The organism is Lysinibacillus sp. NPDC093190 (assembly GCF_050280425.1).
GTDB lineage: Bacteria > Bacillota > Bacilli > Bacillales_A > Planococcaceae > Lysinibacillus.
Genome location: NZ_JBNNVG010000039.1, coordinates 1 through 17,851, shown reverse-complemented (window position 1 = coordinate 17,851; position 17,851 = coordinate 1). Strand labels below are relative to the sequence as shown.

General features: G+C 37.2%; 13 protein-coding genes and 1 riboswitch. Of the genes, 2 read left to right on the top strand and 11 right to left on the bottom strand.

What is annotated here, in order from left to right; translation table 11 throughout:
- Positions 1-187 precede the first annotated feature (187 nt).
- The 11 genes from ACQKOF_RS22180 to ACQKOF_RS22130 form a co-directional block, all read right to left on the bottom strand.
- On the bottom strand, positions 188-730 hold the full coding sequence (locus ACQKOF_RS22180) for a methyltransferase (protein WP_427561830.1): 543 nt from the start codon (positions 728-730) through the stop codon (positions 188-190).
- Between the two features lie 171 nt (positions 731-901).
- Positions 902-1,513, bottom strand: a complete 612-nt coding sequence (locus tag ACQKOF_RS22175) for a response regulator (RefSeq protein ID WP_427561827.1) — start codon at positions 1,511-1,513, stop codon at positions 902-904.
- A 15-nt stretch (positions 1,514-1,528) separates the two neighbouring features.
- Entirely contained in the window at positions 1,529-2,677 is a 1,149-nt protein-coding gene (locus ACQKOF_RS22170; protein WP_427561824.1) for a sensor histidine kinase, read from the bottom strand.
- Positions 2,678-2,982: 305 nt separating this feature from the next.
- Entirely contained in the window at positions 2,983-4,014 is a 1,032-nt protein-coding gene (locus ACQKOF_RS22165; protein WP_427561821.1) for a fatty acid desaturase, read from the bottom strand.
- A 334-nt stretch (positions 4,015-4,348) separates the two neighbouring features.
- Positions 4,349-4,849, bottom strand: a complete 501-nt coding sequence (locus tag ACQKOF_RS22160) for an N-acetyltransferase family protein (RefSeq protein WP_427561889.1) — start codon at positions 4,847-4,849, stop codon at positions 4,349-4,351.
- Positions 4,850-4,915: 66 nt separating this feature from the next.
- Positions 4,916-8,347 carry a methionine synthase gene (metH, locus tag ACQKOF_RS22155; RefSeq protein ID WP_427561818.1) on the bottom strand — a complete coding sequence of 1,144 codons (3,432 nt, stop codon included), beginning with the start codon at positions 8,345-8,347 and terminating at the stop codon, positions 4,916-4,918.
- Positions 8,340-10,187 (bottom strand): bifunctional homocysteine S-methyltransferase/methylenetetrahydrofolate reductase, encoded by a 1,848-nt coding sequence (locus ACQKOF_RS22150; protein ID WP_427561815.1) that lies wholly within the window; start codon positions 10,185-10,187, stop codon positions 8,340-8,342. Before ACQKOF_RS22150 ends, metH begins: the two co-directional genes overlap by 8 nt.
- A gap of 346 nt (positions 10,188-10,533) precedes the next feature.
- Positions 10,534-10,633, bottom strand: a riboswitch (SAM riboswitch).
- 125 nt (positions 10,634-10,758) lie between these two features.
- A complete protein-coding gene (locus ACQKOF_RS22145; protein WP_427561812.1) occupies positions 10,759-12,147 on the bottom strand; it encodes a protoporphyrinogen oxidase in 1,389 nt (462 codons plus the stop codon).
- A gap of 277 nt (positions 12,148-12,424) precedes the next feature.
- The gene (locus ACQKOF_RS22140) at positions 12,425-13,714 is read right to left on the bottom strand and encodes a protoglobin domain-containing protein (protein ID WP_427561810.1); all 1,290 of its coding nucleotides are present in this window, start codon (positions 13,712-13,714) and stop codon (positions 12,425-12,427) included.
- A gap of 641 nt (positions 13,715-14,355) precedes the next feature.
- The gene (locus ACQKOF_RS22135) at positions 14,356-15,642 is read right to left on the bottom strand and encodes an SEL1-like repeat protein (RefSeq protein WP_427561807.1); all 1,287 of its coding nucleotides are present in this window, start codon (positions 15,640-15,642) and stop codon (positions 14,356-14,358) included.
- Between the two features lie 59 nt (positions 15,643-15,701).
- A complete protein-coding gene (locus tag ACQKOF_RS22130) occupies positions 15,702-16,715 on the bottom strand; it encodes a YdcF family protein (RefSeq protein WP_427561804.1) in 1,014 nt (337 codons plus the stop codon).
- 297 nt (positions 16,716-17,012) lie between these two features.
- On the opposite strand from ACQKOF_RS22130, the gene ACQKOF_RS22125 reads away from it, so the two are divergent.
- Positions 17,013-17,474, top strand: a complete 462-nt coding sequence (locus ACQKOF_RS22125; RefSeq protein ID WP_370047216.1) for a hypothetical protein — start codon at positions 17,013-17,015, stop codon at positions 17,472-17,474.
- Positions 17,462-17,749, top strand: a complete 288-nt coding sequence (locus tag ACQKOF_RS22120; RefSeq protein ID WP_427561801.1) for a DUF2653 family protein — start codon at positions 17,462-17,464, stop codon at positions 17,747-17,749. Before ACQKOF_RS22125 ends, ACQKOF_RS22120 begins: the two co-directional genes overlap by 13 nt.
- The last annotated feature ends 102 nt before the right edge of the window (positions 17,750-17,851 follow it).

The following is a 17,851-nucleotide window of genomic DNA, read 5'->3' as shown; positions in this document are numbered from 1 at the left end:
TTCTTTCAAGAACGTACTTTCCACAGGCAAACACTAAACCGCTTCCCTCACTCACTGCTTTATTTCAGATTCTCAGTTTATCTGTTGTTCTCGCAAGAGTAATTCCATTTATCGGAAGTCCGTTAAAAACGTGTAATAAAAATAATCAGTGAGGGTGATGAAAAGCCCCACTGATTAAAGTTTTATATTATTCAACATGTAAAGCAATGGTTGAAACAATGGCTTCTGTTGCATACTCCCATTTACCATCAATAAGACTACCTAATTTTTGCCCAAGCTCTTGGATCATTTCTAGCGTAATCGGGATATCATTTTTTTGCGCCAATGTGGCAATAAATGGAGCAGATAAACTTGTCCATCCGCCTCGATCAATTTTGATCTCCACTTGTTTTACTTCTCCATTCTCTTTTTCAATACGATAGTATAACTGATCATCTGGACGCCAGCTTAAGTGATGGGAGATTTGCCCATTTACAACTGTTAGATGATCCTTTTTCGTAATAGAAACAGGTTTTATATTAAATTCATGACCTAGTACATTTAGTTTTTTGATTTCAGGTCCAACTAATGCTGCCTGAACAGCTTTATCCATACTACTTTCTAATGGGATAGATGACTCTGTCTCAACTATATCGTTGCTTGCAGCCAAAACGGCTGAAGGATTTGCGCTTGTCACGACAAATGTTGTTGCTAAAAAAGCTATTGAAGTAATTTTCGTGATTTTTACCATAATTATTTCCATCCTTCCCATTAAAACGTTTTATATTTACTAAATATTATCATTAGTAGTCAAAATATACAATACCAATTATTCTTTTATAATTACAAAAGGCACTGAATTTAAATCGTTCAATGCCTTTTGTCTATTTTTTTCTTATTTTTTCTTAGGTATAAGTGTTGATTACTTATTCCACCCTTTTTCCTTAAAACGTGCAATGGCTTCAATACGATTCCCAACATTTAATTTTTCTAAAATAGTGGAGATATAGTTGCGGACAGTCCCTGCCGATAAAAATAATTCTGCGGCAATTTCTTTTGTCGTCTTCCCCTCTGCAACAAGTGTCAGTACTTGGCTCTCACGGTCAGTTAAAGGATTTTCACTATCATCCTCATAAACAAAATCAACGAGTTCAGGCGCATATATTCTTTTGCCGTCCATAATAGTGCGAATAGCGCTGACCAATTCTTCTATCGGACTCTCCTTTAGGAGATAGCCACGAACACTAGCTTTTCTTGCACGCTCAAAATAACCCGGCCTTGCAAATGTTGTTAATATAATCACTTTACAATCAGAACCTGTGCAATGAAGTTCCTCGGCAGCATCCAATCCAGTTTTCACTGGCATTTCAATATCCATAACACAAATGTCAGGCTGATACTCTTCAACAAGCGCCAATGCTTCCTCACCATTTTTTGCTAAGCCGACGACCTCCATATCATCCTCCATACTAAGTAATGAACGAAGTGCGCCTAATAGCATACCCTGATCTTCAGCAATTACAATTCGTATCATGTCATACCCTCTTTTCTATATGTTCTTCAGATTTTCTTTGACCTTCTGATGCGTAATCGCCACTGGAATCGACACTGTTAATGTAGTGCCATCTTCACTTTCGATTTTAAAAGAACCGTTTATAAACTCTAAACGTTCTCGCATTCCCTTTAATCCGTTACCCGTCTTCCAAGCTTGCTTTTTGGTGATCCCTTGCCCATTATCACGAACAACTAAATATACTTCCTTAAAATTTTGATGGAAGGCAATTTCACATTTTGTAGCACCACTATGCTTTACGACATTATTAACTGCCTCTTTTAAGCACATAGATAATACATTTTCTACAAGTGGTGGAACTTGTAAAGAATCTTTATCACCTTCAAATACAAACTCCATTTCAGCAGCCTTTAATATTTGAGAAATACGCATAAGCTCATCCTCAAACCTAGCTGTTCGCATATCCGATACTAATTCACGTACCTCTTTTAATGCGATACTGGCCGTTTGACGAATATCCTTAATCTCTGTCAAAGCTTGCTGTGGATCACGTTCAATTAATCTTGAAGCCAAGTCACTTTTTAAGCCTATCATCGATAACTTTTGACCGAGTGTATCATGTAAATCCCGAGCAATACGTTGGCGTTCCTCAAAAACAATTAACTCAGCTATTCGTTCATTAGCAGTCTCAAGCTGACCCTCTAAATTTTCACGTTTATTTTTTGAATAAATCGTTAGCGGGAGAAGCACAACCGCTAGAATTGTTAAAACAACAAATGGTAGTTGTGATAAAAATAAGTGTAGCTCAACGAAAAAGCCAACACCTGTAGAAATAACCGTAAAGCCAATATGTAGTCCATACATAATATAGAAGCCAACAGGTTTACGAATATTTCCAATGAAGAAAGCTGTGAAAATTGATAAATACACATAGCCATATAATATGGTCATAACGATATTAATGACCATTTCAAAACTAATCCACATATAAACAAGACCGTTTTTCGAATTCATGGAAAACCGATAGAAAATAAAATATAGCATTAGAAATGTAATACCTATAGATATTTCTATATAGGATGATTTTCTAAAAATGAAGAAAAACGGTAGGAAACAGAAAATAATCCATAAATATATACTGAGCATCGGACTATTCGGAATAATACTGTGCGATTTCCTCAACATAATCTCACGCTCTTTCCTACTTTTCCCTTATTATAACAAGAAAATTAATTTTATGCCTGCATATGGTTACTAAGGCATTATCCATATAATGACACTTTTTTGTAGTAATTGGCTCATTTTCATAACGTGAGGTTGATCCCTGAGGAGTCGCCCAATCTCCACTCCAATCAACTTATATACAAGCTACGTCTTAAAAATGTCATCCACAACTTTTGGTGATAAGCCCAATAATTGCGTCATCTGCAATATACAACTCATTTATGTAAAACAGCCATCCCTTAGAAGAGATGGCTGAAAAAATTCTACTAAGCAGCAACACTGCCTTTTGCTTTTCGTTTAATTATTTCACTAACGTCTTTAAAAGTGACAAACTTACCTTGATCTTCATCATATAACTTATAGCGTAATGATTCTAAGCTTGTACGTAACGTAATAGTCGTTGCAGTGTGTAATGGCGGTATTTCATTATGCGCCTTTTCAAGATTATAGTTTGGTACACGGGGGGCTAAATGATGTACATGGTGGAAGCCGATATTGCCTGTAGCCCATTGTAATAACTTTGGTAATTTATAATATGAGCTACCTTCGACAGCAGCCTTTACATAATCCCATTCTTTATCATGCTCAAAATAAGAGTCCTCGTACGTATGTTGGATATAGAATAACCAAATACCCAGAGAACCAGCAATAAATAATGTTACACCCTGTACTAATAAAAATGCTTGCCAACCCATAAAGTAAACTAAAGATATACAAATTCCGGCAATAACGACATTCGTTAAATATGTGTTAAAACGTTCCTTCTGTCTAGCGTCCTTACGATTAAAACGGTTTAGTATTAACACCATAAATAATGGGCCTAAACCGAACATCACAAACGGATTACGGTAAAAACGATACCATAAACGTTGTCCTTTAGATGCTTGTAAAAATTCTTCAACTGTCATCATATCAATATCACCGATACCACGCTTGTCTAAGTTCGAACTAGTTGCGTGGTGAATTGTATGTTCACGCTTCCATTTTTCGTATGGGAATGATGTTAACACTCCAGTTACAAAACCAACCCAGTCGTTTGCTTTTTTACTTTTGAAAAATGAACCGTGTGTACAATCATGGAAAATAATAAATACTCGTACGACAAAGCCAGCAGAAATTACACTTAACCCAACTGTTAGCCATGGTGAAATATCCATTAACATATAGCCAGCTACCCATAGAGCGATTAAGGGTACAATCGTATTCACCATTTGAAAAATACTTTTAACTGTATCAGATTTCGCAAAAGGTGCTACATCCTGGCGCAGTCTTTTTGTTTTTTCTTTATCCGTTGCCATCATTTTTACTCCCTCGTTTCCTTTTCCTTATGACCTCATCATAAAACAAGAGCATAATCAAGCAACAGACTCAAACATCATAAAAAGGATATGACATTTGTCATATCCTTTCAGCGCAAGCTTATCCCGCAGGAGTCGCCACTCTCCGTGAAAAATCAACAGCTCCTCATCAATAGCTTAATAGGTAAGCCTCACTTTGGAGGAAAATAATACTTTTCGACGTTCCTCACAAAATGCTGAATGTCGGGGTCTCACAATTAAATTATTATATTGCTTTATGCAAATAACATAGAGTTTGTCTTCTGTCTGAAAGGATAGACATGTCATACCTTTTTTATGCTTTTGGTCCAGTTAACTGTAGCTGATAAAATACAAGATCTAGCCACTGTTCAAATTTATAGCCTGCATTTTTTATTGTACCTGCATATTCAAAGCCTAGTTTTTCATGTACTTTAATGCTTCCGTTGTTTTCACCATCAATTCCCGCTACGAGTGTCTTCACACCTTGCTCTTGAGCAATTCGAATAAGCTCACGCATTAATTGTGACGCTATCCCCTTTTGATAATGATCCTTATGCACATATACAGAGTGCTCCATTGTGTGCTTATAACCCGGATATGGACGGAACTGACTATATGTTGCAAAGCCAGCTACATTGCCATTTTCGTCAAAGACTAGCAGTGGATTACCGATTGTTTGCTGCTCCTTGAACCATTGTCTTTTTTCTTCTAACGATTGTGTTTCATATCGATAAACGGCTTTGCTCGTTAAAATAATATCATTGTAAATATCTAAAACCTCAGGTAAATCTTTTTCTTCCATTAATCGAATCATCATGCTCACGTCCCAACTTTAAAAGGGCTAATTACTATACATAAAGTTACACCACTTTTTCTAGCATTATACATTAAAATATCGAGCATCTGGATGTGCAAAGACGATTGCTGAAACAGAAGCTTCTGGTTCCATCATAAAGCCTTCCGTTAAATGCACACCAATGTCCTCTGGTTTTAATAAGCCAAACAATTTCACTTGATCCTCTAAGTTCGGACATGCTGGATAGCCGAATGAGAAGCGCTGTCCTTGATATTTTGCCGCGAAACGATCACGCATCGTAAATTCTGTCGCATCTGGGAAGCCCCACTGGTCACGAATTTCTTGGTGCATACGTTCGGCAAAGCCTTCCGCAAGCTCAAGGGCTGTAGATTGTAATGCATGACTTTCAAGGAATTTCCCTTCCTCTTTTAGCTGACGAGCCTTCGCCATAACCCCTTGTCCTGCCGTTACCACCATTAAGGCAATATAGTCTATTTCACCGCTTTCAACTGTTTTTAGGAAATCTGCAAGACATAAAAACGGTTCAACTTGCTGACGCGGAAAAGTAAATCGTTCAATTTCTGTCTTGCTATCTGCTGGATCATAAACGACTACATCATCCCCATCGGCTTGTGCAGGGAAAAACTGATACATACCTGATGGTTTCAATAGATCACTTTGTAAATAATCGTCGACTAAATCTTTTAACTCCGTTGCTCTTGTATCGCCAGCATCAAGTAATTGCTGTACTTGACCCTTTAAACCTAGGTGATGTCCTAGTAATGTCCGCATATTAACATATGGATATAAATGCGAAACAGCATATTCTTTCTTTACATGGCGTCGCAAATCAGCTGGAAGAAAGACAGACGCTTCCTTTACCGTGCGTACAGGCTTTACAGTTACTTCTTTTGCAGGGCGAGCCGCTCTTTTTTCGTCTGCCTCTAAGCGTTTTTTGCGAGATTCCTCAATTTCAATTAAGAAATCCGCACGTGTATCTGTCCCCATTAACCGGTTTACCTGCTCTAATCCTTGCATCGCATCCTTTGAATAAATGACAGGCCCATTATATTCGCCTGCGATTTTTGTTTCAGTAAAGCGACGAGATAATGCCGCCCCCCCTACTAAAATAGGTACGTCAATACCCGCTTCCTTGAAATCCTGAGCTGTAATAACCATTTGCTGTGCTGATTTTACAAGTAAGCCTGAAAGCCCGATGAAATCTGGCTTCTCCTTGCGAATTGCTTCTATTAACTGGGCAGGTGTTACTTTAATACCCAGATCAATCACTTTATAGCCATTATTACTTAAAATAATATCGACAAGGTTTTTCCCAATATCATGCACATCGCCTTTTACAGTAGCAAGTACCATTTTACCCTTGCCAGCACTCTCTTCATCTTTCTCCATAAATTGCTCTAAATGTGCTACTGCTGCCTTCATAACCCCTGCTGATTGTAATACTTCTGCTACGATGAGCTGATTATCGTTAAATAAGCGGCCAACCTCTGCCATACCATCCATTAAAGGTCCATTAATAATATCAAGCGGTGTTTCGAAAATTTCACGAGCAGCCTCTAAATCTTCAATAAGCCCTTCCTTTGTACCTTCTAAAATATAGTAGGCTAAGCGACCTTCTACTGTTTTCGGTATATCCGCCTCTGTTTTTTCCTTCTTTTTATCACGATAGAAATCCGTGAAGACAGCTAATGTTTCATCATTTGTATTAAAGAGTAAATCATTGGCTAGCTTAATTTCCTCCTCAGGAATGGATGCATAGCGTTCTAGCTTCTCCGTATTAACAATTGCATAATCTAAACCAGCCTGTGTACAGTGATATAAATACACAGCATTTAATACTTCACGACCTACTGGTGGTAATCCGAACGAAATATTACTTACACCAAGCACCGTTAATGTACGTGGCAATTTTTCTTTAATAAGGCGAATTCCTTCCACTGTTTCAAGCGCTGAGCCAATATACTGTTCATCTCCTGTACCTACAGGGAACATTAGTGGGTCAAAAATAATATCTTCAGGAGCAATACCCCATTTTTCTGTTAACAGTTTATATGAACGCTCAGCAATCTCTAGCTTGCGATATCGATCAACTGCCATGCCTTGCTCATCAATTGTACCCACAACTAAAGAGGCACCATATTTTTTCACTAACGGTAAAACTGCGTCAAAACGCTCCTCGCCATCCTCTAAGTTAATAGAATTAATGATGGCTTTCCCTTGAGAAAACTTAAGTGCTTCCTCAATTATTTTTTCATCTGTCGAGTCAATAACAAGAGGTACTTTTACTTTTTTTACAACCTCCTGCATAAAGCCACGCATATCCGCTAGTTCATCGCGGTCAGGATTTGCTAAACATATATCGATAACATGTGCTCCATTTTTCACCTGAGCTCGAGCAATTTCTGCTGCTTCCTCAAACTTCCCATCAATAATTAAATTTTTAAACTTACGAGAGCCGATTACATTTGTCCGTTCCCCAATAAATAATGGACGCATAGAATCGTCATACACTAATGGCTCTATACCTGATACTACATGACCATGTGTTGCATCTGGTAATTGGCGAGGCTTTTCGGATTTTAGTACCTCTCGAATAGCAGTAATATGTGCTGGCGTTGTACCACAGCATCCTCCAACTATATTCAGCCAGCCCTTTTCTGCAAAGCCTTTTAGCTTCTGTGACAGTGATTCAGGTGATTCATGATAGCAGCCTTCCTCGTCAGGTAAGCCTGCATTCGGATAACAGCTAATATAGCCTGTTGAAAGCTCTGCTAGTGAACGGATATGATCAGTCATAAACTCTGGTCCAGTCGCACAGTTTAAGCCCACTGACAATGGTTTAATATGCTCAATAGAAATGTAAAAAGCATCAATTGTTTGACCAGCCAGTGTCGTTCCCATCGGTTCAATTGTTCCCGATATCATTACAGGTAGCTCTTTTCCAGTTGCTTCAAAGGCACGAGATATCCCCAATGTCCCCGCCTTAACATTTAGCATATCCTGACTAGTTTCTAGCAATAGGACGTCCGATCCTGCTTCGATTAATGCCTTTGCCTGAACATAAAAGTTTTCCTCTAACTCATCGAATGTAATACCACCTGTAACCGACAAGGTTTTTGTAGTTGGTCCCATAGCCCCCGCAACAAAACGTGGCCAATCGGATGTTGAAAACTCATCCACTACTTTGCGTGCAATTTCTACAGCACGTTTATTGATTTCTTCTGCCTTCGTACCAAGATCATATTCATTTAATACAAGTGGTGTACCTCCAAATGTATTTGTACAAATAATATCTGCTCCAGCCTCTAAATATTTTCTATGAACCTTTTCAAGCACATCTGGTCTAGTTAGCACGAGATTTTCATTACAGCCATCATATTCCTCGCCGCCAAAATCCTCTGCTGATAAATTTTCATTTTGTAGCATTGTACCCATTGCGCCATCAAGAATTAAAATTCGTTTCTCTAGTTGCTCTTCAATCAAGTGCTTAGCCATTTATACTTACCCCTTTTTTCTGTTCATCCAATTGCTCAATAAATTTCATTAATTCTAGTGTCATATCGTAGCGTAAAAATGGTGTGATGAGGTAAATACCATTGAAATATTCCGTTGCTACTTCTACTAATTCCTTGGCAATTGCAATCCCTTCTAGTGTTGCGCGTTCCTTATCTTCACCACAAGCCTTCATACGTGCTAACGCATCATCAGATAGTTTGATGCCTGGCACTTCATGATGTAAGAACTCCGCACTTTTATAGCTAGTTACTGGCATAATACCTATATAAATTGGTGTTTCTAAATGCTTTGTCGCCTCGTAAATTTCCACGATTTTTTCCTTTGTATAAACAGGCTGTGAAATAAAATAATCTGCCCCATGTTCAATTTTCTTTTCTAATCGAGAGACAGCGCGATCGAGCACACGTACGTTAGGATTAAAGGCAGCCGCTACAGAGAAATTCGCCTTTTTACGAAGTGGTTTCCCTGAAAACGATACACCTTCATTTAACTGTTTTATTAATTGGATGAGCTCCATTGAAGATACATCATAAACGCTAGTTGCTCCTGGGAAATCGCCTACCTTTGTCGGATCTCCAGTAACTGCTAAAATATCATGAATCCCTAGTGCATTTAATCCCATTAAATGTGATTGAAGACCAATTAAATTACGATCTCGGCATGTTATATGTGTCAACGGGCGTACCCCGTGTGTTTCTTTCAGTAAGGCTCCCATTGCGACATTACTAATCCTTGGAGAAGCAAGTGAATTATCGGCCATCATGACTACATCCGCGCCCGCCTCATATATTTTTTTTGCACCTTCAATAAAGCCTTCGATCTCTAAATGTCTTGGTGTATCTAACTCCACTATTACTGAGCGTTCACGTTTTACTTTTACATGTAATGGCTCATAATTTGCTGGCTCTGCCTCACGTACAACCTCTACTTTTTCTGGCTTTGCATACTTTTCCTCGACCGGGGATAGCTCCTCTAAGTACTTTTTCGCTGCAGCAATATGCTTTGGTGTCGTACCACAGCAGCCACCAATTAAACGTACCCCCTGATCACGAAGCTCTACAGCTGCTCGACCAAAATAATCTGCCTCTGACTCATATACGACACGGCCATCCTCCAAATCAAGGAGAGAGGCGTTCGGATATGCTGACATAAATGCCTTCTTAGGAAGCTCTACCCCTTCGAATGCTTGTATAGTATGGTGAGGGCCTAAACGACAGTTAACACCAACGATATCAGCACCTAGCGCTTCAAGTTTATGTAAGGCGTTATTTAAGCTCATTCCATTTTGCAAAATTCCGGGTTCGTGCATAGAAACTTGAGCAATAATCGGTAATTTCGTTTTACCTCGTAGCATTGTTAAAGTCGCTGTTAGCTCTTCAAAATCATAATAAGTTTCAAGTAAAAGACCATCTGGATTTCCTGCAAGTAAAACAGTTGCCTGCTCATCAACTGTTGCTAAAATTCCCTCTAACGATGCGTCACTTTTACGAATACCACGGATTCCTCCAATAGTACCTAAGACAAATTGTCCACCATCTGCCGCTGCTCGTTTTGCAATCGTTATAGCGGCTTCATTAAACTGCTGCACACGAGATTCTAATCCATAACGGGCTAATTTTATGGCATTAGCTCCGTAAGTGTTCGTTTGAATAATATCGGCACCAGCTGCTATATATTCTCTATGAATCTTTTCAATTAATTCAGGTCTCTGTACATTCATTTCCTCATGGCAGTACTCCAAGCCATAGCCGTATAAAACCGTACCAATTGCGCCATCCGCTGTAAGAACATGCGTTTTTAACCTTTCAAGCAATCCCATAAAACTAGCCTCTCTTCCCTTATCTTTATCAATTATGCCTCGGCATAATTGCGTCCGGAATCGGCTTTGTGCTTAGGCCTGCACGATGCAGGCCAGTTAGCCGTTATCGCATGGATGCGATGATTTTAGGCTAACATCCTCTAAGAACTCCTTTCCGATTACGTGACATCCGCCGGAGGCTTTAACTTCTTTCAGCGGATATATGGATACCCGCTGAAAAGTAACTTAAATCCGCATTCATCTCACCACCTATATAGGTGGGAGACTTCTGCTGAAAGAAGTTAAATAAAAAAGCCTTCTTTCATAAAAAAAGAAGGCTTTTACGTCGTTTCGTAATTGTTTTTCCTTCTCATCTTCGACACAACGGTCTTCTGGATTTAGCACCTGACAAAAAGTTGGTTGCTGAAGCTTCATAGGGCCAGTCCCTCAGCTTCTCTTGATAAGAATTTAGTATGAATTTTTTAAATAATTAAAAGAATCATATCCTTTACGAATGATTGAGTCAAGACTATTTCACAGAACAAAGGATAATTTTTACGAAAAATATTATATTTTGATTTATTTTAAACAATTACGATAGTTTTCCAGCAAGTTCCTCACCAATTTTTTTACCATTTTGAATACATGCACCTATGCCTACTCCAAAATAAGAGCATCCCGCTATAGATAAATTTGGATAGTTTTTCTCAAGCTCTTGTACAAGACCTTGCAACGCTTCACGATGTGCCAAGTCATACTTTGGCATCTGGTCGATCCATTTTGTCACGTCAACAACAGTTGGTTTTTCCTCAATGCCCAAGCTTTTTCTTACATCCTCTAGAGCAACAGCTGCTAACTCTTCATCTGTCATCATACGCAATCTCTCATACTCAGGGTTAATGCTCTTATAAAACAGTCGTACAAGTAATTTCCCTTCTACTGAGGTGTGTTTCCATTTGCGACTTGTCCACGTTGCTGCATTACATATAACACCCGAATTATGTGACACAATATAGCCTGTTCCATCCGCGGGTAATCTATTATCGGGTACGTCAAATCCTAAGTAAATCGTAATGGCGGATGCAGTATTGAATTGTTCAAAGTAGCAGTTCAAAGATTCATCCTGCAATAAACTTTGTACCGCTCCATTTGGCAGTGCCATTACAACATGATTTGCCTCCATCATTTTACCGTTTGCTAAAGTAACAGAATATTGATTCTCCTGCTTTTTAACATTAGTAGTGGCAACCCCTTTTATAATTTCTACATCCGTTAGTGTTTCTTCAAGTCGATCTATTAGTGATGATAAACCATTTTTAAATGAAATAAATTTTTTATTGGCAGCTTTTAAAAATTGTTCTCTGTTTGCATCGAAACCTTTAATAATACTACCGTAATCGTTTTTGTAATCGATTAAATACGGTAAAGTGGAAGCAATTGAAAGTTGATTTAGATCTCCAGAATATACACCTGCAAGTACGGGCGCTATTTGGTTTTGAACAAGCTCCTCTCCTAAATAATACGTTAAAAATTCTCCAATTGAACTTTCCTTTGTAAACACTTCATTTGGCATTGTTAAATCCTTTAATGCTTCTTTTTTACCTTCCTCTGATACAAGCGTGCTTTCCTCAAGTGATAGTAAGCTCATAGGAATACCGAACGTTGAGTCTGCTGGGATGGCATGTAGCTCATTATTTGTGTAAATATACGAAATACCTGTTTCGTTGTACGCAAGATTTTGTTCAAAATCAAGTTCCTTTACTAACTCCATGACACCTTTATGACGCGCCACAATTGAATCTGCTCCTGTTTCCATGATGAAGCCTTGTTCATATGCAGAGTGAAGCTTACCACCAAGGTATGTATTTTTTTCAACAAGCACAAGTTTTACATCTAAGTTTTTCTCCTGAATTTGACGTTGTAAATAATGCATCGTACACAATCCCGTAATTCCGCCACCTAATACAACAACTGTTTTCATATTAACCGCCCCTATTTTTAGTTCTTTATTCAGTATAAACTTTTTTTATCAAAAATTACGTTAAACCCTTTACAAATTTAGCAAAAATGGAGCTATCCAGCATTGGATAGCTCCATTTTTTTCTATATTCAAATAGCACGTATTCGCTAGAGGCTTTAATCTATCTAAAGGATATTATATATTAACAGTTTATATATTGTTATTTGTGCCTTAAAGTGAGTAGCGCCTAAAAAAAATAGGAAACAACAATTTTCTTTGTTTTTTGCTTATCTCTTAATTAATTTAAATTTTGTGTAAAGCTAGCTAATTTTCCAGCTGAATTTTTCACTTCGTTTAAGGCAATACCTAATTCACTTAGTACTTCTACTATTGTTTGTATTTCTTTTTCCATCCGACCATTTTGATCTTTAGCCTCGGTCATAGCTTCTAATATGTTAGTAAATTGTCCTTCCGTTTGAACCATATTTTCCTCACCAGAGGCTACCTCTTCTTGAATATTACTAAGCGAATGAACAAGTTTATCTGTCCGCTCATTCGTTTTATGTAGTAACGTCGCTACCGATGTGACAGATTCCTTTGTTTGAATCGATAGTTTCCGTACTTCATCTGCAACAACACTAAAGCCTTTACCCGCTTCTCCAGCACGTGCCGCTTCTATTGCCGCATTTAAAGCCAACAAGTTTGTTTGATTAGCAATATTTGTCACAACATTCATAATCGATTCCATTTCCTTTGACATATCTGCCAACTGTGTAATATTTTCCGCTATATCATCAAGCGAATAAATAATATTACTCATATTTTGCGATTGACTCTTTAATCGGTCACGACCTTCTAATGCCTGACTCTCAGCCATAGTCGACACTTGAAGTGATTTTTTCGCTAGTTGTTTAATCTCATCTGATTGTCCACTTAAGCGATGAAATGCATTGTTCGTTTCCTGAGATATTGTGGCAAGACCTTCCGAAGACTCTACGATTTCTTGCTCTATCGCTTCTTTTCTACATTCCATTTTTTCATGAAGTTGTTCAATTGTGTGCTCAAACGCCTCTAAAACTAACTGTTGCTCAAAATTAGAAATTTTTGAGATGGCTCGAATTGTATTAAGCTGATCCATTGGATGATTAATATGTTCTTCAACCAAATCGATAAATGATGCTGTTAAATCTTGAAAGGCGCAAATATACCATTGTGTTTTAAGCCCGATATGGACATGCACTTTAGCAATTTTAATTCGTCTTTGATAAAATTCATCATCAATCGTACCATTAAACATTTCAATAATATGACGTCGTAATGTAATTTTCAGCTTCTCCACGGAACTATGTCTATTAATAATATCTACTAAACTTCGTTCAGTTACAATCATTTCATAAAATCGATTAACGATATTATCAATATTGCCTTCTACAAAAGGTTGAAAGGCTTTTAAATATTGTAAATCCCGCTTTGTCAATTTAAGTAAATCAATTTGCTTTTTTATTGAATGGCAATTCGCTATATCCATTTTTACAATGTATTGCTCTAAATCTAACGCCGTTGTCTTTCTCTGTTTTTGAAAAATCACACATTTACCCTCTTTCATGCCGTGTACTTTTGAAAAGCTGAGAAAAATCTAATTCCGTCCACCTAAAATATAAGAGGTCAGGAAGGCTCCATCTGTGACACTATTCCCCAAGTAGTCACCTATCCTACACTCCAATCAACTTATATATAGTATATGTTTTAATAAATGTCATCCCTAACTTTTGGAGATAAACCTAGGATGTTAGTTAGCCATCATTATCTATTTACATTAATTATGACGCTGATTTCTGTTTCCGGCTACAATCTATTAGATACTGTTACTAACTACTCTTTCAAAATCCCTCATATACCTTATACATTTTATAAATAGCTGTCAATTTTCATATATACATTTTTTACCAACAATTGTACAAAAGTACCTATTATCTTACTTATTGTCCAAAGTAGAAAAAAAGCTACCACAATACTTTTGGGTAGCCAATTTACATCATCTCTGTTTTTTTATGCTTATTTTTCCTTGTTTTAGTTTGTAGTACTATCGCTTTATTATATTACTATTTTTACAATCAGTTAATTATAGTAATATACACCTATTTTATATCTTAAAACAAATACCTAAGGTCTATACAAAAAAGTCGATAATCGAATCCAAATGCCTACTGTTTTTTTAATTAAAAACACTTACATTCCTTTTAATTCTTGTAGTAAATTTGCAGCTTCCTCACTTCCTGCATTTGCTGCAAGTCCATACCACTTTATAGCCTCTTTAATATTTCTAGCTATCCCTTCCCCTTTATTGTATATGTGCCCTAGTTGTAATTTAGCCTCCAAATCTCCTTGAAGAGCAGCCTGTTTAAACCAATGAATACCTTTTTCAATATTTCGTATACCTGTTAACCCTTGGCTCCAAATAAAGCCCAAATCATAAAAGGCATCGACATGATATTGCTCTGCAGCTCTTTCATACCAATATAATCCACGGTTCACATCTTTAGGTCGCCCTAAGTGTCCCTCTAAATAGATTCCTCCAAGCCTGTATTGTGCCTCAACATAGCCTGCTTCTGCAGATTTTTTATAGTAGCTACATGCTTGCTCCTCGTCTTTGTCGATTCCTAATCCCTGCTCGTAAATAATTCCGAGTGTAAACATGGCCTCTGCCACACCTTTTTGAGCGGCGAAGTCGAACCAATTCTTCGCAAGTACCAAATTTTCTGGTACCCCCTCACCGTTAATATACATATCTGCTAAATTATTTGCTGCATCTGGATGCCCTTGCTTCGCTGCAGCTTCATACAATGAAAAAGCCATATTATAGTTTTCTTGAACGCCTATACCTTCAAAATAAAAATTACCAAGTGCATATTGTGCATCGGCATTACCTTGTGATGCCGCTAACTCAAACCACTTTACTGACTTTTCTGGTTGGAAATATTCGCCGTCAATTGCACTATAATATTCTCCAAGCTGAAATTGTGCATCGGCATCCTGTTCCTCGATGGCATCTTTGTATAAGTCAATGATTACCTCATGATCTAGATCTTCTTCGTCAAACGCCTCAACCTGTTCATTTTGATGAACAAAATACCATTCCAATATATCAAGTACATCATCAACAACTTCATTGCAATTGGATAACTTCTCCAGTGAAGAAATTTGCCAAATAAAAATATAGATAGGGAGTGGAATTGCATCACGCAATAAATCATCATATTCAGCTAAAAGCGTTAGCACATTCTCCTGTACTGACTGTGTCTGTTCTGGATGTATAATTTGTAAGTGTCGTTGTTGATTTTTTTTCAAAAGTCCTCGAACAACTTGATATAATATTTTGTGCAAGGCTGCTAATTGTACTTGTTCGACTGTTATCAAATTAATGTTTTGCTCAAACCATGTATCTTGTGTTTGCGTGAGCTTTTGTAGGGATACAAATCGCTCTTTATTTTGTTTTGCTAAAAATTGCCCATACATTCGTTTCCCCCCTTGCACTCTATCTTGCCACTATTATATGGAAGACAGTTCTAAATTGGTTACACATATGCTCTCAAGATTAATCCAATGAACAATGTAATGAACAAAAAGACAGTGACATGAATCCATTTATACATTTCTAATAAGCCGATAAATTCACGCGTAAATGCATTAGGTACATAATAAAAGGCAGTCTTCGAACCAACACCTTGTGCATCAAGCTTCGCCTTTTTGGCATAAATACTTGCACGAAAAACATGAAAATTATTCGTTACGAATAAGGATCGATATTTTTTTCCATGAGCATGCTTATCCATAATTTTTTTGGAGAATGCCATATTTTGTTCAGTATTTGTAGATTGATCTTCCATTAATACTTTTTGAGCAGGTATTTGATGTTCGTCAACTATATATTTTTTCATAGCATATGCTTCTGATACTTTCTCATCACTGCCCTGTCCACCTGAGACGATAATGTAAGGTCGTTCACCATATTTTTGAAATTGCTTTACTGCCTCATCTAAACGGCTAGCTAAAAGTGGTGGCACTTTATCTCCGATTAGTCCTGACCCTAGCACAATAATATAGTTAGGCTCATAAAAGATAGGCGTAAAATGATATAGCGTGGCATAGGCCATTATGCTTGTATATAAAAACATTGTATAGCCAAAAACTAAAAATGCATAGAAGAAAAGAATATGCCAAATTTCATGTTCGATATTCGTAAAGATTACAAATACATACCAAATCATCATGATAAAAAAGCTCAAGCCAAAAACAGCCAACAATAGATTTCGTACTTTACGTCCTTCTTTTTCAAGTAAAATTTTACTATTAAAAAACGTAGCTATCGATAAAATAAACATCATACTCGGGAAACCTCCAAGTATAATGACTATACCCATCTTCGGCATAATCCCCTGCTCATTTGGGAGAAATAAAGGGTGACTAATTATTGTGCTTAAAATATATAAACCTAAAAAACCTAGAACTACTGCATTAAAAAAACGTCTTTTTTCCGTTATATATAACATTAAAAAAATTGAAATTAATAGTAATAATGTTGAAATCATCGTTTCACTCCTTTCTTTTTATATACCATTTTTAGGGCTTATCATCATAACTCGGGGTTGATTTCCGTTCCGACTGGCTACGGCGTCCAACCTCCAATTAACGATATACGTGGCATACATATAAGTAATGCATGTCCAACATTTGGTGGATTAACACTGTCACTACTTGTTCAAATTTGTTGTTATACCTAAATTAATGAAAGCGATTATTTTATTTTTCGGGATGATTCATGTAAAATTACTATATAAGAACTAGTTTATTACAAAACTAAAAATTATATTGGAGGAATGTAAGTAATGAAAAAAATTCTTGCCGCTCTTTTTGCAGCGACACTTATGTTTGCGACTGTTGGTGCAACATTGTTCATCTCAGATACACCAACTGCAGAAGCTAAATCCTATAAGTCAGGTAAAAAAGGCTTCTCAAACAATAATAATAACAATAGCTCAAATTTCCAAAAATCTCAGGATAAATCTAAAGACCAAAATAATGCAACAACAAATAAAAACACAAACAAAACGGATTCAACAGCTAAGAAAGGTGGCTTCTTCTCAGGCGGCCTTATGAAAGGCTTAATGCTTGGTGGCTTAGCTGGCTTACTTTTCGGAAGTCTTTTCAGTGGTATGGGTATGCTTGGTAATATTTTAGGCTTATTAATTAACGTTGCAGCCATCATGGTTATCGTAATGCTAGTTGTAAAAATTGTTAATATGTTTAAAGATAAAAAACGTAAAGAGGAAGCACAATGGCACAAGTAATTAATGAGCAAGATATTATAAATGCAATTTGCTTATCACAAGCCTACTATAAAAACATTCGCCCTGAGGATGTACTTGTTGAACTAACATACGATGATGACACAGGCTTTGGTGCCGAAGTTGAAGTTAATGGTCAAATCGAGATGTTCGATACAGCAGCAATGATTGGCGCACTACGTGTATGGATTAAAGATGTCCTACATGGTGATCCATTTTCAACAGGCATTGAACTCGTCCTAGACGATGAAGAAGGCATTATTGCTAGACTATCGTAAATAAGTAAATCAGAACCACCAGTCTAACTGGTGGTTTGCTCTACGCGTGAAACGCTGGGGTACTGGCCCATGTCTAAAGACACACTGAAAGGTCCGCCAACC